Origin of the sequence: [Acidovorax] ebreus TPSY, assembly GCF_000022305.1 — a bacterium.
Classification (GTDB): Bacteria; Pseudomonadota; Gammaproteobacteria; order Burkholderiales; family Burkholderiaceae_C; genus Diaphorobacter; species Diaphorobacter nitroreducens.
The window spans coordinates 3,495,494-3,516,198 of record NC_011992.1 but is presented as its reverse complement, the minus strand read 5'-3'; the positions used below and the strand labels follow the sequence as shown (position 1 = coordinate 3,516,198).

The window sequence follows — 20,705 nt, the reverse complement described above, 5'->3', positions numbered from 1 at the left end:
CAAGCCATGGCGGGGCGGGCGGCCATGGCGCCCCCTAAACTCGCCGCCATGTCGTTTTCTTTCCTTGGGCAGGCCCGCCGCCTGCGCTGTGCGGCCGGGTGGGCGCTGGCCCTGGCCTTCCTGACACCCTGGGCGGGCGCCCAGCCTGTGCCCGCCGATGCATCGGCCTTGCCCCCTTCCGTCGAGGCCGCGCTGCAGCGCGCCAAGGTGCCGCGCGAAGCACTCTCCGCCTTGGTGGTGGAGGTCGAGGGGCGCCAGCCGCGCCTGGCCCACCGCGCCGATGCGCCCGCCAACCCGGCCTCGGTCATGAAGCTGGTCACGACGTATGCGGCGCTGGACCTGCTGGGGCCGGCATTCACCTGGGACACGCCCGTGTACCTGGACGCCGCGCCCCAAGGCGGCAGCCTGCGCGGCAACGTGTACATCAAGGGGCAGGGCGACCCCAAGCTGGTGGTGGAGCGCCTGTGGTTGCTCATGCGCCGCCTGCGTGCGACGGGGGTCGAGGTGATCCTGGGCGACATCGTGCTGGACCGCAGCGCCTTCGCGCTGCCGGCGCACGATCCGGCGCTGTTCGACGGCGAGCCCTGGCGCCCCTACAACGCCGCGCCCGACGCGCTGCTGCTCAACTACAAGGCGGTGTCCATCGGTTTCGTCCCGGATCTGGCGGCCGGCGTGGCGCGGCTGCGCTATGAGCCGCCGCTGGCCCAGGTGGAACTGCCCGCCACCGTGCCGCTGGCGGCGCAGGGCGCGGCCTGCGGCGATTGGCGTGCAGGGCTGCGGGCGGATTTCGCGGACCCTGCGCGCATCGCCTTCCAGGGCGTGTACCCGGCGGCCTGCGGCGAACGCGAGTGGTCCATCGCACCGGCCGACCCGGGCGGCTACGCGGCGCGCGCGGTGGAAGGCATGTGGCGCGAACTGGGCGGCAAGCTCACCGGCCGCGTGCGCGACGGCAAGGTGCCCGCGGGGCTGGCACCGGCATTCGGCAGTACCTCGCCGCCGTTGTCGGAGGTGGTGCGCGACATCAACAAGTACAGCAACAACGTCATGACGCAGCAGGTGTTTCTGACGCTGGGGCTGCAAAAAGCCGGCGCAGGCAGCTTCGACCAGGCGCGCAGCGTGCTCGCACAGTGGTGGCGCCAGCGCCTGGGCGCCGCCGGGATGCCGGTGGTGGACAACGGCGCCGGCTTGAGCCGCGAGGCGCGCGTGAGCGCGCGGGCGCTTGCGCGCATGCTGCAGCATGCCTGGGCGTCGCCGGTGATGCCGGAATTCATGGCATCGCTGCCCATTGCCGGGGTGGACGGGACGCTGCGCCGCCGCCAGGGCCAGGCTGCGGGCTTCGCGCACCTCAAGACGGGTGCGCTGCGCGACGTGGTGGCGCTGGCCGGCTATGTGCATGCCGCGAGCGGCCGGCGCTATGTGCTGGTGGGCTTCGTCAACCACCCAAATGCCTCCGCGGCACGACCGGCCCTGGACGCGCTGGTGGACTGGGCCGCGAGCGACCGCTGAGGCGGCGCAGCCGCCGTCCGCCATCGAACGCCCGGGCCGGCCCACCGGCAGACGTGTCGTGCTGCCCGCGCGGCGCGGCGGGATGCCTCCGATGTTGGTATTTACCCGCAGACGGCCTGTCGCGCTTCATCGGTAATATCCCTGAAAAAAACGAACGTTCGTTCTATTCATAACAGGAGTTCCTGATGAAACCACGCATGCAGTGGATAGCCGTTGCCGTTTCCGCCGCTGTTCTGGCGGCCTGCGGGGGCGGCGGCGCCGACACCACGCCCGCCACGGCGGTCACCGCAGTCAAGGTGATGGGTGACAGCCTGGCGGACAGCGGCACCTTCGGGCTGAAGTTCACGGTCCAGGGCACGGCCCCTACGGGCGCGGGCTCCACGGCCATCTGGCCCGAGCGCGTGGCCGCCAGTTATGGCCGCACGCTGTGCCCGCACTATGTGTCCGCGGGGGGCAGCTTCAGCGCCAAGGCCGACTGCACCAACTACGCGGTAGGCGGCGGGCGCATCAACAACTTCACGGCGCCCACCTCGCCCGTGTCCATCCTCCAACAGCTCAAGGATGCGGGCGCCGCCGGCTATGCCACGGGTGACCTGGTGCTCATCGACGGTGGCGGCAACGATGCGGCCGACCTGATCGGCGCCTACCTGGGGGCTTCAAGGGACGGCGGCAAGGCCTACGCGGCCCTGTTGGGCACGGTACTGGACGCCGCCACGGTGAACAGCCTGCTCGCGGGCGGCGCCACCGGCATGGCCCAGGCAGGCGGCGCCTACATGCAGGCGCTGGCCACCCAGTTCGCGGCCACGATCAAGGCGCAGACGCTGGACAAGGGCGCGACGCGCGTGGCCGTGCTGAACATGCCTGGCGTGACGCTCACGCCCAAGTTCCGCATGGTGCTGGCATCCATTTCCGCCGCCAACGGCGCGGCGGCCGCGGCCCAGGCGCAGACGCTGTTCGATGGCTGGGTGCAGGCCTTCAACGCCAAGCTGGCCGCGGCGCTGGCGGGCGATGGGCGTCTCACCGTGGTGGATTTCTATGCCTCGTTCAAGGACCAGGCCGAGCATCCCGCGCAGTACGCCTACACCAACGTGACCACGCCGGCCTGCCCCGCTACCGGCGTGGGCAGCGACGGCCTGCCCACCTACAGCTTCCCCACCTGCACGGCGGCCGCGCTGTCGGCCATGACGCCGCCGGCCGGCGCCACCGGCGGGGCCGATTGGTGGAAGAGCTACGGCTTTGCCGACAGCTTCCACCCCACGCCCTTCGGCCACCAGCTGATGGGGCAACTGGTGTCGCGTTCGCTGTCCCAGGCGGGCTGGCTCTGAGCGCTTTTGCGCAGACATTTCTCACAACCGATCCATGACACAGCAATTCTTGCGGGCCGGCTGCGTGCTGGCCCTGGCCGCCGCGTGCGGTGCGGCCCAGGCCCAGCAGGCCGGTACGTTCAGTGTGCGCGCGGGCTTCACACGCATCATGCCGCAGACCAAAAGCGGCGACCTGAGCGAGCCGAGCTTTCCCCACACCCATGTGGACGTGGGTGCGGACACGGCCCTCACAGGCGGCATCAACTACATGCTCACCGACCATTGGGCGCTGGACTTGCCCGTGGGCCTGCCGTTCCAGCATTCGTTCTACGGCGACGGCGCGATCGCCGGCGTGGGCAAGCTCGGCCAGACGAAGGTGGTGCCGGCCACGCTGTTCGCGCAGTACCGCTTCGGCGAGGCCCAGGCCGCGCTGCGGCCGTACCTGGGCTTGGGCGTGACCTACAGCAAGTTCTTCAAGAACCGCAGCACGGCGGCGCTGACGGCCGTCACGGGCGGCTCGCCCGCCAACCCCACCACGGCCCACATCGACAACAAATGGGGCTTTACGGCGCAGGTGGGTTTTGTCTGGAACTTCAGCGAGCGCTGGTTCCTGGACGTCGCGTACTACAAGAGCTTCCTCAAGACCACGGCCCACTTGTCCAGCGGCCAGAGCATCGGCATGCGGCTGAACCCCAACGTGGTGGCGGTGGGGGTGGGCTACCGGTTCTGAGAGCGCCCCAGGCGCCGAGGGAGGGGGCGCGCCGCGGGGTGCGCGAAGTGCCCCAGGTTTTCGTCTCCGAGGCTTGAAAGGCCGGCTCCTTGCGGGGCTGGCCTCTTTTTTTGGGGGCTCTGACGATCAGGGGAGCGAACGGGGGCGGCTGCGCCCCCGTGGCTGGCCGGCGCAGCACCGGTGTGGCCGCCGGCGGGTGCCCCGCGGGCGGCGTACTTGCTTACCAGCGGTTGCGCAGGCGGTCGTAGGCGTAGTTGCCGAATTCGCGGTGCGCGGCCGGAGTGATGTACACCTTGTCGGCGAACAGGAAGCGGTCCGGGTTGGCGTTGGGCAGCAGCGTGGCGGTGGTGCACAGCGCGGAGTTCACCTCGCCCGCGCCGATGCCGATGCCCGGGCCTGCGTCCACCGACGTGCACACGGGTGTGCTGCTGTCGGTGAAGCCGTACCCGCCGGGCGAGCCCTCGAACAGGTTCACGTAGTAGGCCACGTCCACGTAGAGCACGGTCTTGCCCATGTCCACGATGTTGACCAGCAGGTCGTCATTGAAGCGGCGGCTGGCGCTGCTGATGAGGCTTTCCTTCTTGATGGCCTTGGCCCAGGGTGTGCGGCTCAGGTCGTAGGTGCCGGTCATCAGGATGTGCTTGGCGCCCGCGTCCGACAGGCGGCGCACTTGCGCGGCCAGCTCCTGGCCTGCCTTGCCAGCGGCGGCCACGTACTGCTCTTCGGTGAGCGTTCCGGCCTGCACAGCGGCCATGCCGGCGATGATGTCGCTCCCACCGGCGCTCAGCATCACCAGATCGGTGTCGGCAAACTTGTTGGCAGCCAGGAACTGGTCGATCTGCTGCGTGACCGTGGGGGTGGCGGCGTTGCCTGCGGCGTCGGGGGTGGCCGTCACGCGGGCATTGCCCTGCGCGTAGCTCAAGCCGCCTGCCGACACGGGCTTCAAGGTGCCGCCGTAGTTGGAGGAGATGCGCAGCATCCAGTTGTTGATGCTGCCGTCGTTGATCGTGTAGCTGGAGCCCTTCTGGCCCACGTCGGCCAGGCCGTCGCCGAAGGCGATGAAGCGCTGGGGCGAAATTGCCGATTCAGTGCTGCTGGAACCGCAGGCCGCGAGCAGCGCGGCCGATGCACAGGCGGCGGCCACAAGAGTGCGGCGCATCCAATTTGCTGCCATGTATTTCTCCGATTGAAGTGGGCGAGAGTGTAACGAGGGTGCGGACAAGGCTTGTAGCTTGATGTAGGCGCGTCAGCCCGCGGCCGCGGCGCGCTGCAGGCGGTCGCGCACGCCTTCCCATGCGGGCGCATCGGGCGGCGTTTCGATCCAGATCAGCTTCACCCCTGCCTCGTCGAAGCCGCGCAGCGCGGCGAACAGCTGTTGCGCGGTGGCGGCGGCGTCATCGGGCATGCGCCGCACAAGGATCTTCGACGACGCCGCGCGCAGCGGCGCGCGTGCATACACGGCGATGTGGGCCGCGTCCGCCCCCAGCACATCCAGTCCGGCCTGCAGCTGCTTGGCGTCCATCAGGCGCACGCGCGCCGTTGGGGCGTAATGGGCTAAAAGTGTGCCTGAAGCGCGCGGGGTCAGCGCTGGAAGCTCTTCTTTCGATAGCGGTCGTTGGCCGCAGGCGCGCTGCACGTCCTCGCGCGAGATGGCGCCGGGGCGCAGCAGCACGGGCACGCCGCGGGTGCAGTCGATGATGGTGGATTCGATGCCGACGGTGCAGGCGCCGCCGTCCAGCACCAGCAGGTCGTCGCCGAATTCCTCGGCCACATGCTGCGCGGTGGTCGGGCTCACGCGGCCGAAATGGTTGGCGCTGGGCGCGGCCACGCCCCACACGGGGGGCTCCAGCCGCTGGCAGGCTTGCAGCACCGCATGGGCCACGGGGTGCGCGGGGCAGCGCAGGCCCACGCTGTCCTGCCCGCCCGTGGAGGCCACGGCGGCGTGGGCCAGGCGCGGCAGGATGAGCGTGAGCGGGCCGGGCCAGAAGGCGTCGATGAGTTGCTGCGCGAACAGCGGCACTTCCTTGGCGTAGCGGGTGATGGCCGCGGCGTCGGCCACGTGCACGATCAGCGGGTGGCTGGCAGGGCGTCCCTTGGCGGCAAAGATCTGCGCCACGGCCGCGTCGTTGTCGGCGTCGGCCGCCAGGCCGTACACCGTCTCGGTGGGCAGGCCCAGCAGTTCGCCGCGCGCCAGGGCCTGCGCGGCGGCCTGCACCGAGGCGTCCAGGCGTCCATCCAGAATCATGCGGGCCTCGTTCAGAATGGCGCGATGCCGAGGAGGGCCGCCGCCTGCAGCGCCGTGGCGCGCACCGCCTCGGGCGTGGCGCCGGTGATGTTCAGGTGGCCCATCTTGCGGCCGCGCTTGGCCTCCACCTTGCCGTACAGGTGCAGGTGGCAGCCGGGCAGGGCCAGCACCGCATCCCACGCGGGGGGAGTCGGCGCCACGGGCTGGTCCCCCGTGAACCACAGGTCGCCCAACAGATTGAGCATGATGGCGGGGCTGTGCAGGCGCGGCTGGACCAGCGGCAGGCCGGTCATGCAGCGCACCTGCAGCTCGAACTGCGAGACGTCGCACGCGTTCTGGCTGTAGTGGCCGCTGTTGTGCGGGCGCGGGGCGATCTCGTTGACCACCAACGTGCCGTCCTGCAGCACGAAGAACTCCACGCACAGCACGCCCACGTAGTTCAGACCGTCTGCTACTGATTTTGCAGCTACCAGCGCTTGACTGGTCTGCGCTGGAGGCAGATTTCCTTCGTAGACCTCGGTCACGGCCAGGATGCCGTCCCGGTGCAGGTTGCGCTGCACGGGCAGGTGCACCACGGTGCCGTCACGCCCGCGCGCGACGATGACGGAGCACTCGTGCGCCAGCGGCAGCATCTTTTCCAGCACGCAGGGGACGCGGCCCAGTTGCTCCCAGGCGCCGGCCAACTCGGCGGGCGTGGCCACGCGCACCTGGCCCTTGCCGTCGTAGCCCATGCGGGCGGTTTTCAGAATGCCCGGCAGCAGATCAGCGGGAACGGCGGCGAGCTGCGCGGCGGTTTCGATCACTGCATGCGGCGCCACGGGCACGCCGCACTGCACGAAGTGCGCCTTTTCGCGCGCGCGGTCCTGGGCGATGGCCACGGCGCTGCCGGCGGGCGACACCGGCAGGCTGCGCGCCAGGGTGTCCAGCGCGGCGGCGGGCACGTTTTCAAACTCGGTGGTCACGGCGGCGCAGGCGCGGGCCAGCGTGGCCAGGCCCTGCGGGTCTTCGTAGCCGGTGCGGATGTGGTGGTGGCTCACCAGGCCGGCGGGGCTGGCCGCGTCCTCGTCCAGCACCGCGGTGAAGTAGCCCATGGCCTGGGCGGCGTGCACGAACATGCGCCCCAGTTGCCCGCCGCCCAGCACGCCCAGCGTGGCGCCGGGCAGGATCACGGTCTGGCGCTCGTTCATGCGGACACCGGCGGCAGTGTCATGGCGCGCGCGGCGGCGGTCTGCTCGGCGCGGAAGGCGTCCAGCTGCTCGCGCAGCGCCGGGCTCTCGTTGGCCAGCAGCGCCACGGCGAACAGCGCCGCGTTGGCCGCGCCGGCCGCGCCGATGGCGAACGTGGCCACGGGCACGCCCTTGGGCATCTGCACGATGGAGTGCAGCGAGTCCACACCCTGCAGGTGGCGGCTGGCGACCGGCACCCCCAGCACCGGCACGGTGGTCTTGGCGGCGATCATGCCGGGCAGGTGCGCGGCGCCGCCGGCGCCCGCGATGATGGCCTTCAGGCCCCGGCCGGCGGCGGCCTCGGCGTAGCGGAACATGTCGTCGGGCATGCGGTGGGCGGAGACCACCTGCGCCTCGTGCGCGATGCCGAATTGCTGGAGGATGGCAACTGCGTGCTGCATGGTCTCCCAGTCGCTGCTGGAGCCCATGACCACGCCGATCTGGATGGGGTTCATGTGGGGGTGCGCGCGGTGCGCTCGCCGGGGGTGAAGCCCGCGATTTTACTTTTTGTGCGCTCGCCCGGGGGTCAATGCGCCAGCAGGGCGGCGCTGGCGCCCAGCGTGATCGAGCGGACGGGCACGCGCGCGTCGCGCGGAATCTCGCCGGACAGCTGCAGCGCCAGGTAGCGCGTGCAGCACACGCGCAGGAACGAGGTGAAGTTGTCCACCGCGCCGTGCTCGGCCACCAGCTCGTCGTAGAGCTTGGTGCACAGCTGGGCCACGCTGTAGCCGTCGCGCGCGGCGATCTCCTGCAGCACCTGCCAGAACAGGTTCTCCAGCCGGATGCTCGTGGCCACCCCGTGCAGCCGCACGGAGCGGGCGCGGTAGGCGTAGAGCTGCGGGTCGGCGCTGATGAAGACCTGGCACACGGCGGAACTCCTTCGGGCGTGGGGACGGCGGGCCATGGTGCGGCCCGCCGCCGGCGCCGTCAAGTCAGGAGGTGGGTGCTTTCAAAGTGATAGCTGCTTGCGCTTGATGGGTGAGCGCTGCGGCCCTTTTTGCCTTCAGAGCGTGATGCGCGTGCCCAGCAGCGCCAGGAACTGTGCGATCCACGCGGGATGCGCGGGCCACGCGGGCGCGCTGACCAGGTTGCCCTCGGTGTGCGCCTGGTCCACGGGGATGTCGGCGTAACGGCCGCCGGCCAGTTCCACTTCGGCGCGGCAGGCGGGGTAGGCCGAGCAGGTGCGGCCCTTGAGCACGCCGGCGCCGGCCAGCAGTTGCGCGCCGTGGCACACGGCGGCTACGGGCTTGCCCGCCTCGAAGAAATGGCGCACGGCGGCGCACACGGCGGCGTCGTTGCGCAGGTACTCGGGGCCGCGCCCGCCGGGGATCACCAGCGCGTCGTAGCTTTGCGCCTGGATGTCCGCAAACGTGGCGTTCAGGGTGAAGTTGTGGCCGGGCTTCTCGCTGTAGGTCTGTGCGCCCTCGAAGTCGTGGATGGCCGTTTTGATGTGGTCGCCCGCTTTCTTGCCCGGGCAGACCGCATGCACCGTGTGGCCCACGGCCTGCAGCGCCTGGAACGGCACCATCGTCTCGTAGTCCTCGCAGTAGTCGCCGCAGATCATCAGAATCTTCTTGCCTGTCATGGGGGTCTCCTTTGCTGTGGGTGGCTGGGGTGCAGACCATTGTGGGCAGCCTGCAGGCGCGGCAGGTATTAACCCGCTACTACAAGGGGCCCTGCGGGCTTGTACCTGTGGCGCGCGAAATTTGCCGCAGAATCCCCGTCACCATTGACCGGCGCCGTGCGCCGCACTACCGGGACCGCTACACATGATCGACGTCACCCTAGAGAATTTTGAAACCGAGGTGGTTGCCGCCTCGATGCAAGTGCCCGTGCTGGTGGACTTCTGGGCACCCTGGTGCGGCCCCTGCAAGACGCTGGGCCCGGTGCTGGAGAAGCTGGAAGTGGAATACGCCGGCCGCTTCACCCTGGCCAAGATCGACTCCGACCAGGAGCAGCAGCTGGCCGCCATGTTCGGCATCCGCAGCATTCCCACCTGCGTGCTGATGATGAATGGCCAGCCCGTGGATGGCTTCATGGGCGCCCAACCCGAGAGCCAACTGCGCGCCTTCCTGGACAAGCATGTGCCCAGCGCCGAGGAGCTGCAGGCCGAGGAGCAGGAAGAGGAAGCCCTGGATGCGCTCGCCGAGGGCGATACCGAGGGTGCGCTGGAAAAGCTGCAGCACGCCGTCGCCACCGACCCGGCCAACGACGACGCGCGCTTTGACTACGTCAAGCTGCTGCTGCAGCTGGGCCGCGAAGACGACGCCAAGGTGGCCTTCGCGCCGGTCATCGCCAAGGCCGAGGTCTCGCGCCGCCTGGGGGCGCTCAAGGCGTGGATGGATGCTCTTGATTTCATAGCTTCTAGCGCTTATGGGGCGGGCGCTGGAGCCGAATTTGATGCAAAGATTGCGGCCAACAAGCGCGACTTCGAGACGCGCTTTGCACGCGCACGCTGGCTCATGGCCCAGCAGCGCTGGCAGGAGGCCATGGACGAGCTGCTGGAAATTCTCATGCGCGACAAGGCCTGGAACGACGATGCCGCGCGCAAGGCCTACGTGGCCGTGCTGGAGATCATCGAGCCCCCGAAGGTCAAGGTGGCCGACGGGCAGATCCCGCCCGAGGACCCGGTGGTGGCCAGCTACCGCCGGCGCTTGTCCAGCGTGGTGCTGAGCTGACCCACGCCGGGGGCGGGCGCGCGGTGGCGGGACTGCAGCCGTTGCACGCGGCCGGGCGGGCGGCGCTGCTGCTGGCCGCCGCGTGGCTGGCCGGCTGCGCCACGGCCCCGGGCCCCGATGCGCAGATCTCCGGCACCGTGATCTCGCGCGAGCGGCTCTACGTGCCGCCCGACGCGCTGTTCGAGGCAGCGCTCGTGGACGTGACGCGCGAAGGCTATCCGCCGCGGGTGCTGGGCCGCCAGCGTATCGACCCGGCCGGCCCGCTGCCCTACATGCTGCGCATTCCCTACCGCCAGGCGGACGTCCACGCCCAAGGCCGCTACGAGGTGCGCGCAGCGGTCACGCAGCAGGGGCGCCTGCTGCTGGACACACCCCGCGTGCACCCGGTGCTGATCGATCCGGCCTTCCGCCATGTGGACGTCATCCTGGCGCGCGTGCCAGCGCTGCAAGCCACGGCGGCCGCATCCGTGCCGTTGCGCCAGACCTATTGGAAACTCGTGGAGGTGGTGGACGATGCGCCGGTGGACGCGCCGGCCGAGGGGCAGGCCGCGGCCCATCTGGTGCTGCAGCGCGATGCGGGGCGCGTGAGCGGTTCGGGAGGGTGCAACCGTTTCGTGGGGCAGTACGTGCAAGAGGGCGGGCAACTGCGGCTGTCCCGCATGAGCGCATCCCTGCGCCTGTGCCTTGCGGGCGGCGGATCGGAGCCGGCCTTCTTCCAGCGCCTGGGCGCGGTGGCGTATTACCGGCAGCAAGGCCGGACGCTGGAGCTGCGCGGCGAGGACGGCACGCCCCTGCTGCGCTTCGTGGCCGAGGAATGGGGCGCGCCGCGGCCCGAGGACGACGAGCCCCCCATGCAACCTCAGTGAGTGCGCTGCGACCCATGCCGCGGCGTTCGCCGTGGTTGATGCGGGTGCATGAAGAAAATTGGCCTCTAGCGCTTGGTGGGTGAGCGCCAGCCGCTACAAAAACAGAAGTTCTGATGCGTGCATCGCGGCAGGCGCGGCATTTGCGCGACCGTGTTTTTTACAAACCGAGATGATAATGATTCCCATTTGTTGAAACCAAGGGAATTGTCGTCCATGAACCCCCATCCCCTCCGCCCCGTCGTGCGCTCCATCGCACTCATGACGTTGATCGTGCAGCCGCCCCTGATGGGCGCCGCATGGGCCCAGGCGAGTGCGCCCGTCGAGCCTACGCTGAAGGAGGTGACGATTGTCCAGCAGCGCGAGGACCGGGTGAGCAGCGGGGCGACCGGGCTGGATCTGGACATCAAGGAAACGCCGCAATCCATCAGCATCGTGACCACCGAGCAAATGCGCGATTTTGGCACCAGCAATCTCAACGAAGCGCTGCGATTGAGCACCGGCATCATCGTCGACGAGTGGGAGACCAACCGCACCACGTTCACCGCGCGCGGCTTTGACATCGCCAACACGCAGATCGACGGCGTCGGCCTGCCCAATGATTGGGGCATCGTCACCGGCGCCATGGATTCCTTCGGCTACGAAAAGATCGAAGTCATCCGCGGCGCCAACGGGCTGCTGACCGGCGTGGGCAATGCGGCGGGCACGATCAACTTCGTGCGCAAGCGTCCCACCAACAAGGAGCAGGGCTCATTGGGTCTGAGCTATGGGTCCTGGGGGACCACGCGCGTCGAGGCGGACTACTCGCGGCCGCTCACCGCCGATCGCCGCTGGGCGGGCCGGGTCGTGGCGGCACGCGAAGAGGGCGGCTCGCACCTGCGCAGTTTCGACCGCGAGCGCACGTTCCTCTACGGCGTTGTGGATGGGCAGGTGGGCGACAACGGCCTGTTGACGTTGGGCCTGTCCCATCAGCAGTCCGACTCCACGGGCAACATGTGGGGCGCCCTGACCTTCATGAATGCCGATGGCACCCAGAACGCATGGGGCCGCAACGCATCCACGACGCAGGACTGGACCCGCTGGGACACCACGACCAAGACGGCCTTCGTGGAATACGCCCACCAGATCGGCATGGACTGGCAGCTCAAGCTGGCCTACAACTACCGCGCCATCGACAACGACAGCAAGCTCTTTTACGCGTTTCCCTCGGGCTCCAGTCTGGTCGGCTATGCGTGGGGCGGCAAAGACACGATGGACGCGCACCTGGCCACCGCCACCGTCAATGGCCGCTTCGAGATGCTGGGACGGCAGCACGAGGCGCTGTTCGGTGTGAGCTGGGCCAAGAGCGAATACACGGGTAATGGATACGCCGGGTCGGACTGCGGCGCCAGTGCCTGCAGCGCCATCGCGCTGCCGGGCTTTCCTTACCCCGGCAACCTTGTTCCCGAGCCGCAGTGGGGCCCATTGGCCCTCGAAAGCACGCTGAACCAGAAACTGCAGCGCGCATTTGGCACCATGCGGTTCACGCTGACGGATCGGCTCAAGGCCGTGGTGGGAGTCAATCACGCGCAATACAGCCGCGACGGAACGAGCTATGGCGTGGCCTCCGACCTTTCACGCAGCAAGACCAGCCCTTATACCGGGCTGACGTTCGAGTTCACGCCCAGCGTGCTGGGCTACGTGAGCTACTCTGACCTGTATTTCCCGCAGAGCCAGGCCGATGCGAACGACCGCTATCTCGACCCTAGCAAGGGCACCAACTACGAGGCGGGCCTGAAAGCCGACTGGCTGGACAAGCGCCTGCTAACCTCGGTCGCGGTGTTCCAGGCCAAGCAGTCGGGCCTGGCCACGCCCACGGGCACCTATAACCAGAATGGGCAGGCGGTCTACGCGCCCGAAGACGTGAAGTCCACCGGCGTGGAGCTGGAAGCCGTGGGCCGGCTCAACAACCATATCGACCTGACAGCCGGCTATACCACCCTGAAGCTGACCGGCCCGGATGGCGGCGACACCTACGCCTGGGTGCCGCGCCATACGGCCAATCTCGCGCTCAAAGCGCGTCTACCGAGCCTTCCCGCGCTGTCCTTTGGCACCAGCGCCCGGTGGCAGAGCAAGATCTCCAACATGGAAGCCAGCGGCTTCACCGTGCGCCAGGGCAGCTATGCCGTGCTCAACGCCTTCGTCGCATGGCAGCTGCAGCCCAAGACGACGCTGCGCTTCAATGTGAACAACATCACCGACCAGAAGTACATCAACACCCTGCGCTACGCGGGCTACTACGGCGCGCCGCGCAGCTACCAGCTCTCGCTGAACCACCAGTTCTGAGCAAGCGTTGGCGCTCCCCGGCCGATCCCCGGCCAGGGGCGTCGCGCAAGCAATCAGGCGGTCAGGCGCTCCAGCGCTTCGCGGTATTTGGCGGCGGTCTTTTCCACCACCTCGCGCGGCAGGCGCGGCGCGGGGGCGGTCTTGTTCCAGGGCTTGCCGCCCACCTGGGCCTGCTCCAGCCAGTCGCGCACGAACTGTTTGTCGTAGCTGGGGGGGTTCTCGCCCTTGGCCAGGGCCTCGGCATAGCCCTCCACGGGCCAGTAGCGCGAGCTGTCGGGCGTGAGCACCTCGTCCATCAGCACCAGCGTGCCGTCGGGCGCCAGGCCGAACTCGAACTTGGTGTCGGCAATGATCATGCCCTTTTCCAGCGCGATGGCAGCGGCGGCCTCGTACAGCTGGATGGAGATGTCCCGGATCCTGGTGGCCAGATCCAGGCCCACGATCTCCACGGTGCGCTCAAAGCTGATGTTCTCATCGTGCTCGCCCATGGCGGCCTTGGCGGCGGGCGTGTAGATGGTCTGCGGCAGCTTGGCGGCATTGGTCAGGCCGTCTGGCAGCGGCACGCCGCAGACGGAGCGCGATTCCTGGTACTCCTTCCAGCCGCTGCCGGCGAGGTAGCCGCGCACCACGGCCTCGATGGGGATGGGCTTGAGGCGCTGCACCAGCATGGAGCGGCCCCGCACCTGGGGCGCCTCCGCCGGCGTGACCACGCTCTCGGGCGCCTCGCCCGTAAGGTGGTTGGGCACGATGTGTCCCAGTTTGCCGAACCAGAACAGTGCCATCTGGGTGAGCAACTCGCCCTTGCCGGGGATGGGCTCGCCCATGATCACGTCAAAGGCCGAGAGACGGTCGCTGGCCACCATCAGGATGCGGTCGTCACCCACGGCGTAGTTGTCGCGCACCTTGCCGCGTGCCAGGAGCGGCAGCGAGGTCAGGGCGGAGGTGTGCAGTGCAGAGGTGCTGGGCTGGGTCATGGCGGTCGTACGGAAGGCGCTCGCGCAATGCAGGCGCGCGGTGGACGTTGGGGCAAGACGCCCCGCCGGTGGCGAGGTCGAAGGACGGGATTTTAGCGACGCGGCCCCCGTGCGGGCGCCGTACACCCGCCACAAGGTACGTGGGTTGCAGAGGCTGGAGCCCCAGGTCGGCGCTGGAGGCAACCCAGCCATTGTGATGCGTTTCGGTCGGTTTGACACCTTCCTGTCATATCCCTTGTGCCATGCGCGGGAACGATTGATTTGCGCTGGCGGCGGGCGCATAGTGAACCCAGGCCTGAATGCATTCACGTTCGCAGACCGCCCCGCACCGGCAAGGGGCGGTGTTTTTCAACTGTGAGTCACAGGAGACTTGTCTATGAACTTGACGATCAGCGGCCATCACCTTGAAGTGACCCCCGCCTTGCGCAGTTATGTGACGTCCAAGTTGGACCGCATTACCCGCCACTTCGATCAGGTGGTGGATGTCAAGGTGCTACTGACCGTGGAGAAGCAGAAGGAAAAGGAAAAGCGCCAGCGCGCTGAATGCACCGTGCATGTGAAAGGAAATGACCTGTTCGTGGAAAGCACCCATTTCGACCTGTATGCCGCCGTGGACGAATTGATGGACAAGCTCGACCGCATGGTCGTGCGCCACAAGGACCGTCTGCAGGACCACCAAGCCGGCCTACGCCGCGCCACCATTCAGGCAGCAGCTGCCGCCACGGCTTGAACCGTCGCTTGACGGCCTGTGTACCGCCGGAACGCGCCGGCGGTGCCGCAACCGCCCAGCCAGGGCGGTTTTTTGTTGCCAGTGGATACACTCCCAGGGTTTCCGCTAGGCGTGCATAATCGTCGCTCAGACCATGAATCGACTTGCTTCCATACTGCCTCCCGCACAAGTGCTCGTGAGTGTCGATGTCACCAGCAAAAAACGTGCCTTTGAGGAGGCGGGCCTGTTGTTCGAAAGCCAGCACGGTTTGTCGCGGGCCTTGATCACCGACAGCCTGTTTGCGCGCGAACGCCTGGGTTCGACCGGGTTGGGCCATGGCGTGGCCATTCCCCATGGCCGCATCAAGGGGCTGAAGTCGCCCATGGCGGCGGTGTTCCAACTGGCGCAGCCGATCGGCTTCGACGCGCCTGACGAGCAACCCGTATCGCTGCTGATTTTTCTGCTGGTGCCCGAGGCGGCCACGCAAAAGCACTTGGAAATCCTCTCGGAAATCGCCGAACTGCTGAGCGACGGCGCCTTGCGCGAACGCCTCAAGACCCATACCGACGCGGCCAGCCTGCATGCGCTGATCGCGGGCTGGCAGTCCGCCCAGGGCGCCTGACGCCACCGCCATCGCGCCGCCGTGAAACCCAACGTCGTCAGCGCGGATGTGCTCTTCGAGGAGTTCCGCAACCTCCTGAAATGGGAGTGGGTGGCGGGCCTGGGCGCGTCCGAGCGGCGCTTTGCCGAGGTGGCGGTGCGTGCCGCCCGCTCGGGTGCGGACCTGGTGGGTTACCTGAACTACATCCATCCCTACCGTGCGCAGGTCCTGGGCGAGCGCGAGATTGCCTATCTGACCAACGCCACGCCGGAGGACTGCAAGCGCCGCATCGCGCGCATCGTCACGCTGGAGCCCCCCGTGCTTGTGCTGGCCGACGGCCAGGCCGCGCCGGACGAGGTGGTGTCCATGTGCGAACGCGCGCAGATCCCCATGTTTTCCACCCAGGAGTCCGCGGCCTTCGTGATCGATGTGCTGCGCGCATACCTGTCCAAGCACTTTGCCGATCGCACCACCATGCACGGCGTGTTCATGGACATCCTGGGTCTGGGCGTGCTCATCACGGGCGAGTCGGGCCTGGGCAAGAGCGAGCTGGGGCTGGAACTGATCACGCGCGGCAATGGCCTGGTGGCCGACGACGCGGTGGACCTGTACCGCATCAACCAGACCACCATCGAGGGCAAGTGCCCCGAGTTGCTGCAGAACCTGCTGGAGGTGCGCGGCATCGGTCTGCTGGACATTCGCGCCATCTTCGGCGAAACGGCAGTGCGCCGGCGCATGCGGCTGAAGCTCATCGTGCACCTGGTGCGCAAGGAGACGCTGGAACGCGACTACGAGCGCCTTCCCTACGAGCCGCTCACGCAGGACGTACTGGGAGTGCCGGTGCTCAAGGTGGTGATTCAGGTGGTGGCGGGCCGCAACATCGCGGTGCTGGTGGAAGCGGCTGTGCGCAACACCATCCTGCAACTGCGCGGCATCGATACCTATCAGGAGTTCGTGGAGCGCCACCGGCGCGCCATGGAGCGGGGCGGCGCCTCCTGAGGGCGCCGGGCGCTTATTTTTTTGCGCAATTAGCGCACTGGCCGTAGAGCGCCATGGCGTGGTCGTGCACCACCCAGCCCTTGGCCTGGGCGATCAGGTTCTGGCGCTTTTCGATCTCGGGGTCGTAGAACTCCTCGACCTTGCCGCAGGCGGTGCAGACGAAGTGGTCGTGGTGCTGGCCCTCGTTCAGTTCGTAAACGGCCTTGCCGCTCTCGAAATTGCTGCGGATCAAAATGCCGGCCTGCTCGAACTGCGTGAGCACGCGGTACACGGTGGCAAGCCCGATGTCGGAGCGCTCGTCCAGCAGCACGCGGAATACGTCTTCGGCCGTCATGTGGCGCTGGGCGCCCTTCTGGAAGATCTCCAGGATCTTCAGCCGGGGCAGCGTGGCCTTGAGGCCGGTGCTTTTGAGTTCGTCGATGTTCGTCATGACAAGGTCTTTCGTGTGCCAGGGCGAAACCATGGATACCGGCGGCTTGCGCGCAAGGCCCAGAAGATCCAGCCGCTACAATGGGCCGGATCATATCCCCTATGCATAAACCCATGTTTGCACCCGCCCGTTGGGGCGCCCGCTGGGGCGCCATTGTGTTGATTGGTGCCGGGATGGCCGGCTGCGCGGGCACCGGCAGTCGCCTGGCCGGCATGATCACGCCCTACAAGGTGGACGTGGTGCAGGGCAACTTCATCTCGCGCGAGCAGGTGCAGATGTTGCAGCCTGGCATGGGCCGCCAGCAGGTGCGTGAGATCCTGGGCACACCCCTCATGGTGAGCGTGTTCCACTCCGACCGCTGGGAATACGTCTTCACCCTCAAGCGCCCCGATGTCGAGGTGCAGACGCGCAAGCTCACCGTGTTCTTCAAGGACAACGTGATGGAGCGTGTCGAAGGCGACGAGATGCCCACCGAGGCCGAGTTCGTGGCCTCGCTCTCCACCAAGGTGTCCAAGCCCAAGGTGCCGCAGCTTGAGGCCACCGAGGCGCAGCTCGCGCGCTTTCCCAAGGCGGAGCCGGCCGCCGAGCCGGCCGCCGCGCCCGCTCTGCCGCCCGCCACGAGCTATCCGCCGCTGGAATCTCCGCGCCGTTGAACGCGGCCGGTGCACCCGCTGCAGCGCGTCGCTCTGGACGCAGCAGAACCGCCCCCTGTTTGGATTGCGAACTGACATGACCTCTTCCTCCTCCGCTCCCCGCCGCGTGGCCGTGGCCGGCGCTTCTGGCCGCATGGGCCGCATGCTCATCGAGGCGATTCAGGCGAGCGACGGCTGCGTGCTGGCTGGTGCGCTGGACCAGCCCGGCAACCCCGCCGTGGGCACGGACGCCGCCGCGTTTTTGGGGTGCGCGAGCGGTGTGGTCATCACCGCTGACCTGCGCGAGGGGCTCAAGGACGCCGACGTGCTGATCGACTTCACGCGCCCCGAGGGCACGCTGGCCCACCTGGCCGTGTGCGCGGAACTCGGCGTGCAGATGGTCATCGGCACCACGGGCTTTTCCGATGCGCAAAAGGCGCAGATCGAGGCCGCCGCGCAGAAGGTGGGCATCGTGTTCGCGCCCAACATGAGCGTGGGCGTGAACGTCACGCTCAAGCTGCTGCAGATGGCCGCGCAGGCGCTGCGCACGGGCTATGACATCGAGATCATCGAGGCGCACCACAAGCACAAGGTGGACGCCCCCTCGGGCACGGCGCTGAAGATGGGCGAAGTGATTGCCGAGGCGCAGGGCACGCGGCTCGCCGACCGTGCCGTGTACGAGCGCTACGGCCACACGGGCGAGCGCAAGGCAGACACCATTGGCTTTGCCACCGTGCGCGGCGGCGACATCGTGGGCGACCACACGGTGCTGTTCGCCGGGACGGGTGAGCGGGTGGAGATCTCGCACAAGTCCAGCAGCCGCGCCGGCTACGCCCAGGGCAGCCTGCGCGCGGTGGGCTTCCTGGCCACGCAGCGCGCGGGCCTGTTCGACATGTTCGACGTGCTGAACCTCAAGTAACCTGCCCATGGACAGCCTGCACTGGTTGCGTCAGGGTGATGCGGTCACGCAGGCGTCGGCGCTGCTGCTGCTGGCCATGTCGGTCGCCAGCTGGGTGGTGATTTTCTGGAAGCTGCGCCTGATGCGGCGCGCCCATGTGGACGTGCCGCGCAGCACGGCCGCGTTCTGGCAGGCGCCGTCGCTGGCCGCGGCGGCCGAGCGGCTGCCCGCCTTTGACCGTGAAGGGCTGGTGTTGCCGCTGGTGCGTGCCGCGCAGCAGGTGGAGCAGGCCGGCGCGGCTACGCTGGCCGGGCAGGGCGGCCTGTCGCAGCGGCTCACGCGCGTGTTGCGCGATGCGCTGCATGGCGTGCTGGGCAAGCTGCAGTTCGGCCAGGTGCTGCTGGCCACCGTGGGCTCCACGGCGCCGTTCGTGGGGCTGCTGGGCACGGTGTGGGGCATCTACCATGCGCTCACGGCCATGGCCGGCGCGGGGCAGATCAGCATCGAGCGCGTCGCCGGCCCGGTGGGCGAAGCGCTCATCATGACGGCCGCGGGCCTCACGGTGGCGATCCCCGCCGTGCTGGCCTACAACTGGTTCGGGCGTGTCATCGGCCGCATCGAGGCGGACCTCGAAGGCTTCGCCCGCGACCTGCGCGAGCTGGTCATCGACACCAACGCCGCCGACTCGGGCCGGTAAACGCCATGGCATTCGGCCGACTGGAGCGCACCCCGGGCACGCAGCCCATGAGCGAGATCAACGTCACACCGCTGGTGGACGTGATGCTGGTGCTGGTGGTGATCTTCATCCTGACTGCGCCGCTGCTGGCCAGCAGCATCCGGCTGGAGCTGCCGCGCGCCGAAGGCGCACAGCCGGGCACGCCCGCGCATGCCGTGATGCTGGTGGTGGACACCGCCGGCCAGGCCTACCTGGACGATGAGCCCGTGGGCGCCGATGCGCTGGCGCAGCGCCTGCGCCAGATTGCCGCCGAGGCGCCGGACACCGAGGTGCAACTGCGCGCCGATACCGCCGTGCCCTACGGCCGCGTGGTGGAGGTGATGGGGGCGGCCCATGCGGCGGGCCTGCAGCGCATTGGTTTCGTCACGCAGCCCACCGATGGGGCCGTGCAAGGCACTCAAAAATAGGAGCTGCTCGCGCTTGATGTGCGGGTGTTTGCGGTAGAAAAGTAGCTGAAAACGACATCTGGCAAGCGCTGGCAGCTCTTATTTTTATTGCAACGCGGCCATGGCTGTTGGGGCGCCGGGGCGCAGTCCCGCGCGGATGTCGTTGCCCGTGGGGCTCTGGAACAGGTGCAGGCCGAACTCCGGCAGCACGGCGATCAGGTGGTCGAAGATGTCGCCCTGGATGGCTTCGTACTCCACCCAGGCGGTGGTGGCCGTGAAGCAGTACAGCTCCAGCGGCACCCCCTCGGCCGTGGGCTCCAGCGTGCGCACGATGAGCAGCATCTGCTGGTGGATGCGCGGGTGCGCGCGCACATAGGCCTCGCAGTAGGCGCGGAAGGTGCCGATGTTGGTCAGGCGGCGCTGGTTGGCGGGCTCCAGCGCCTGCGCACCCAGCTGCGCCTGCAGGGCGGCGTTGGTCTGCTGCACGTCGCGCAGCTTGCCTTCCAGGTAGGGGCGCAGCAGCGCGATGCGCGACAGGCGCTCGATCTCCGCCTCGGTGAGAAAGCGTACCGAGTTCGTGTCCAGCCGCAACGCGCGGCGGATGCGCCGCCCGCCCGAGCTGAACATGCCGCGCCAGTTCTTGAAGCTCTCGCTCATCAGCCGCCAGGTGGGGATGGTGGTGATGGTCTTGTCCCAGTTCTGCACCTTCACGGTGTGCAGTGCGATGTCCACCACGAAGCCGTCCGCGCCCACCTGGGGCATCTCGATCCAGTCGCCCACGCGCAGCATGTCGTTGGACGACAGCTGCACGCCGGCAGTGAACGAGAGGATGGTGTCCTTGAACACCAGCATCAGCACCGCCGACATGGCGCCCAGGCCGGACAGCAGGATCAGTGGCGAGCGGTCCACCAGCGCCGCCACGATGACGATGGTGCCCACCAGCGCCAGCAGCAGCTTGCCCAACTGCACATAGCTCTTGATCGAGCGCGTGGCCGTGGGCACGCCGTCCGGGGCCTGCTCATGCTCGTGCAGCACGGCGTCCAGCAGCGCGATCAGCGTCCGCACCAGCTGCAGCACGGTGAGCGCCACGGCCACGTTGCCGATCACTGCGGCCGCCACGGGGTGCACATGGGGCACGGTGCCGATGCCTGCCTGGATGACGAGCGACGGTGCCACATGCGCCAGACGCCGCAACACCTGGTCGTGCCAGAACACCCGCGCCCAGCGCGCGCCCAGGCGTTCGCGCAGGCGCGGCACGGTGTTCAGCAGCACGTATTGGGCGACGGACTGGAGGGCGAAGGCCAGCAGCACCAGGCCGCACAGGCCCAGGGCGGCCTGCAGCCAAGGATCCAGATCGGCAATCAGCGGGGGCACGGACACAGGCAAGACAACTTTCCAGAAATGCAGGAAACAGCCGGCCCAGGCGGGGCGGCCATGCAGGGGATTGGGGGATGAACGCCTAG

The 20,705-nt window shown here is 68.3% G+C and carries 22 protein-coding genes; 13 read left to right on the top strand and 9 right to left on the bottom strand.

Translation table 11 applies throughout. The features are described from left to right. The first annotated feature begins 24 nt into the window (after positions 1–24). The 3 genes from dacB to DTPSY_RS16500 all read left to right on the top strand — a co-directional run bounded on the left by dacB (position 25) and on the right by DTPSY_RS16500 (position 3,540). Positions 25–1,506, top strand: a complete 1,482-nt coding sequence (dacB, locus tag DTPSY_RS16510; RefSeq protein WP_148215386.1) for a D-alanyl-D-alanine carboxypeptidase/D-alanyl-D-alanine endopeptidase — start codon at positions 25–27, stop codon at positions 1,504–1,506. A 185-nt stretch (positions 1,507–1,691) separates the two neighbouring features. Further along, positions 1,692–2,831, top strand: a complete 1,140-nt coding sequence (locus DTPSY_RS16505; RefSeq protein ID WP_015914522.1) for an SGNH/GDSL hydrolase family protein — start codon at positions 1,692–1,694, stop codon at positions 2,829–2,831. 34 nt (positions 2,832–2,865) lie between these two features. After that, positions 2,866–3,540: an OmpW/AlkL family protein gene (locus tag DTPSY_RS16500; protein ID WP_015914521.1), complete on the top strand. Its 675-nt coding sequence runs from the start codon at positions 2,866–2,868 to the stop codon at positions 3,538–3,540. A gap of 220 nt (positions 3,541–3,760) precedes the next feature. Here DTPSY_RS16500 and DTPSY_RS16495 read toward each other — a convergent pair whose 3' ends face one another. From DTPSY_RS16495 to DTPSY_RS16470, 6 genes are all read right to left on the bottom strand, one after another. Beyond that, positions 3,761–4,714, bottom strand: a complete 954-nt coding sequence (locus DTPSY_RS16495) for an SGNH/GDSL hydrolase family protein (protein WP_015914520.1) — start codon at positions 4,712–4,714, stop codon at positions 3,761–3,763. A gap of 72 nt (positions 4,715–4,786) precedes the next feature. Continuing rightward, entirely contained in the window at positions 4,787–5,785 is a 999-nt protein-coding gene (locus tag DTPSY_RS16490; protein WP_015914519.1) for an L-threonylcarbamoyladenylate synthase, read from the bottom strand. 11 nt (positions 5,786–5,796) lie between these two features. Beyond that, the gene (locus tag DTPSY_RS16485) at positions 5,797–6,972 is read right to left on the bottom strand and encodes a 5-(carboxyamino)imidazole ribonucleotide synthase (protein WP_015914518.1); all 1,176 of its coding nucleotides are present in this window, start codon (positions 6,970–6,972) and stop codon (positions 5,797–5,799) included. Beyond that, positions 6,969–7,466, bottom strand: coding sequence for a 5-(carboxyamino)imidazole ribonucleotide mutase (gene purE / locus DTPSY_RS16480; protein ID WP_015914517.1), 498 nt, complete (start codon positions 7,464–7,466; stop codon positions 6,969–6,971). Before purE ends, DTPSY_RS16485 begins: the two co-directional genes overlap by 4 nt. Before the next feature lie 71 nt (positions 7,467–7,537). Next, positions 7,538–7,879 (bottom strand): ribbon-helix-helix domain-containing protein, encoded by a 342-nt coding sequence (locus DTPSY_RS16475; RefSeq protein ID WP_015914516.1) that lies wholly within the window; start codon positions 7,877–7,879, stop codon positions 7,538–7,540. A 135-nt stretch (positions 7,880–8,014) separates the two neighbouring features. Next, positions 8,015–8,596, bottom strand: coding sequence for a DJ-1/PfpI family protein (locus DTPSY_RS16470; RefSeq protein WP_015914515.1), 582 nt, complete (start codon positions 8,594–8,596; stop codon positions 8,015–8,017). A gap of 184 nt (positions 8,597–8,780) precedes the next feature. On the opposite strand from DTPSY_RS16470, the gene trxA reads away from it, so the two are divergent. The 3 genes from trxA (at position 8,781) to DTPSY_RS16455 (ending at position 12,877) form a co-directional block, all read left to right on the top strand. After that, entirely contained in the window at positions 8,781–9,689 is a 909-nt protein-coding gene (gene trxA / locus DTPSY_RS16465) for a thioredoxin (protein WP_015914514.1), read from the top strand. A gap of 23 nt (positions 9,690–9,712) precedes the next feature. Then, positions 9,713–10,555, top strand: coding sequence for an META domain-containing protein (locus tag DTPSY_RS16460; RefSeq protein ID WP_015914513.1), 843 nt, complete (start codon positions 9,713–9,715; stop codon positions 10,553–10,555). A gap of 213 nt (positions 10,556–10,768) precedes the next feature. Next, positions 10,769–12,877 (top strand): TonB-dependent siderophore receptor, encoded by a 2,109-nt coding sequence (locus tag DTPSY_RS16455; protein ID WP_015914512.1) that lies wholly within the window; start codon positions 10,769–10,771, stop codon positions 12,875–12,877. A 53-nt stretch (positions 12,878–12,930) separates the two neighbouring features. Here the strand turns inward: DTPSY_RS16455 and DTPSY_RS16450 are convergent, their stop codons facing one another. Then, positions 12,931–13,851: a phosphoribosylaminoimidazolesuccinocarboxamide synthase gene (locus tag DTPSY_RS16450; RefSeq protein ID WP_011807013.1), complete on the bottom strand. Its 921-nt coding sequence runs from the start codon at positions 13,849–13,851 to the stop codon at positions 12,931–12,933. Between the two features lie 376 nt (positions 13,852–14,227). Between DTPSY_RS16450 and hpf the strand changes: the two genes are divergently transcribed. From hpf to hprK, 3 genes are all read left to right on the top strand, one after another. After that, positions 14,228–14,581 carry a ribosome hibernation-promoting factor, HPF/YfiA family gene (gene hpf, locus DTPSY_RS16445; RefSeq protein WP_011807012.1) on the top strand — a complete coding sequence of 118 codons (354 nt, stop codon included), beginning with the start codon at positions 14,228–14,230 and terminating at the stop codon, positions 14,579–14,581. 133 nt (positions 14,582–14,714) lie between these two features. Beyond that, positions 14,715–15,182: a PTS sugar transporter subunit IIA gene (locus DTPSY_RS16440; protein WP_015914511.1), complete on the top strand. Its 468-nt coding sequence runs from the start codon at positions 14,715–14,717 to the stop codon at positions 15,180–15,182. A 21-nt stretch (positions 15,183–15,203) separates the two neighbouring features. After that, on the top strand, positions 15,204–16,160 hold the full coding sequence (hprK, locus tag DTPSY_RS16435; RefSeq protein ID WP_011807010.1) for an HPr(Ser) kinase/phosphatase: 957 nt from the start codon (positions 15,204–15,206) through the stop codon (positions 16,158–16,160). Between the two features lie 13 nt (positions 16,161–16,173). On the opposite strand, the gene fur is transcribed toward hprK, so the two are convergent. Beyond that, positions 16,174–16,590 carry a ferric iron uptake transcriptional regulator gene (fur, locus tag DTPSY_RS16430; RefSeq protein WP_015914510.1) on the bottom strand — a complete coding sequence of 139 codons (417 nt, stop codon included), beginning with the start codon at positions 16,588–16,590 and terminating at the stop codon, positions 16,174–16,176. 113 nt (positions 16,591–16,703) lie between these two features. Between fur and DTPSY_RS16425 the strand changes: the two genes are divergently transcribed. The 4 genes from DTPSY_RS16425 to DTPSY_RS16410 all read left to right on the top strand — a co-directional run bounded on the left by DTPSY_RS16425 (position 16,704) and on the right by DTPSY_RS16410 (position 19,263). Beyond that, positions 16,704–17,243 carry an outer membrane protein assembly factor BamE gene (locus DTPSY_RS16425; protein WP_431521274.1) on the top strand — a complete coding sequence of 180 codons (540 nt, stop codon included), beginning with the start codon at positions 16,704–16,706 and terminating at the stop codon, positions 17,241–17,243. Positions 17,244–17,319: 76 nt separating this feature from the next. Continuing rightward, the gene (dapB, locus tag DTPSY_RS16420; protein WP_015914508.1) at positions 17,320–18,141 is read left to right on the top strand and encodes a 4-hydroxy-tetrahydrodipicolinate reductase; all 822 of its coding nucleotides are present in this window, start codon (positions 17,320–17,322) and stop codon (positions 18,139–18,141) included. 7 nt (positions 18,142–18,148) lie between these two features. After that, entirely contained in the window at positions 18,149–18,817 is a 669-nt protein-coding gene (locus DTPSY_RS16415; protein ID WP_015914507.1) for a MotA/TolQ/ExbB proton channel family protein, read from the top strand. Between the two features lie 5 nt (positions 18,818–18,822). After that, positions 18,823–19,263 (top strand): ExbD/TolR family protein, encoded by a 441-nt coding sequence (locus DTPSY_RS16410; RefSeq protein ID WP_015914506.1) that lies wholly within the window; start codon positions 18,823–18,825, stop codon positions 19,261–19,263. 84 nt (positions 19,264–19,347) lie between these two features. Here DTPSY_RS16410 and DTPSY_RS16405 read toward each other — a convergent pair whose 3' ends face one another. Further along, the gene (locus DTPSY_RS16405; protein WP_049760616.1) at positions 19,348–20,628 is read right to left on the bottom strand and encodes a mechanosensitive ion channel family protein; all 1,281 of its coding nucleotides are present in this window, start codon (positions 20,626–20,628) and stop codon (positions 19,348–19,350) included. Between the last annotated feature and the right edge of the window lie 77 nt (positions 20,629–20,705).

Coding starts and splice junctions, on each gene's coding strand:
- DTPSY_RS16440 (WP_015914511.1), top strand. CDS start 14,715: ATGAATCGACTTGCTTCCATACTGCCTCCCGCACAAGTGCTCGTGAGT.
- DTPSY_RS16505 (WP_015914522.1), top strand. CDS start 1,692: ATGAAACCACGCATGCAGTGGATAGCCGTTGCCGTTTCCGCCGCTGTT.
- fur (WP_015914510.1), bottom strand. CDS start 16,590: ATGACGAACATCGACGAACTCAAAAGCACCGGCCTCAAGGCCACGCTG.
- DTPSY_RS16425 (WP_431521274.1), top strand. CDS start 16,704: ATGTTTGCACCCGCCCGTTGGGGCGCCCGCTGGGGCGCCATTGTGTTG.
- trxA (WP_015914514.1), top strand. CDS start 8,781: ATGATCGACGTCACCCTAGAGAATTTTGAAACCGAGGTGGTTGCCGCC.
- dapB (WP_015914508.1), top strand. CDS start 17,320: ATGACCTCTTCCTCCTCCGCTCCCCGCCGCGTGGCCGTGGCCGGCGCT.
- DTPSY_RS16415 (WP_015914507.1), top strand. CDS start 18,149: ATGGACAGCCTGCACTGGTTGCGTCAGGGTGATGCGGTCACGCAGGCG.
- DTPSY_RS16455 (WP_015914512.1), top strand. CDS start 10,769: ATGAACCCCCATCCCCTCCGCCCCGTCGTGCGCTCCATCGCACTCATG.
- DTPSY_RS16495 (WP_015914520.1), bottom strand. CDS start 4,714: ATGGCAGCAAATTGGATGCGCCGCACTCTTGTGGCCGCCGCCTGTGCA.
- DTPSY_RS16450 (WP_011807013.1), bottom strand. CDS start 13,851: ATGACCCAGCCCAGCACCTCTGCACTGCACACCTCCGCCCTGACCTCG.
- hpf (WP_011807012.1), top strand. CDS start 14,228: ATGAACTTGACGATCAGCGGCCATCACCTTGAAGTGACCCCCGCCTTG.
- dacB (WP_148215386.1), top strand. CDS start 25: ATGGCGCCCCCTAAACTCGCCGCCATGTCGTTTTCTTTCCTTGGGCAG.
- DTPSY_RS16490 (WP_015914519.1), bottom strand. CDS start 5,785: ATGATTCTGGATGGACGCCTGGACGCCTCGGTGCAGGCCGCCGCGCAG.
- DTPSY_RS16500 (WP_015914521.1), top strand. CDS start 2,866: ATGACACAGCAATTCTTGCGGGCCGGCTGCGTGCTGGCCCTGGCCGCC.
- DTPSY_RS16470 (WP_015914515.1), bottom strand. CDS start 8,596: ATGACAGGCAAGAAGATTCTGATGATCTGCGGCGACTACTGCGAGGAC.
- purE (WP_015914517.1), bottom strand. CDS start 7,466: ATGAACCCCATCCAGATCGGCGTGGTCATGGGCTCCAGCAGCGACTGG.
- DTPSY_RS16410 (WP_015914506.1), top strand. CDS start 18,823: ATGGCATTCGGCCGACTGGAGCGCACCCCGGGCACGCAGCCCATGAGC.
- DTPSY_RS16485 (WP_015914518.1), bottom strand. CDS start 6,972: ATGAACGAGCGCCAGACCGTGATCCTGCCCGGCGCCACGCTGGGCGTG.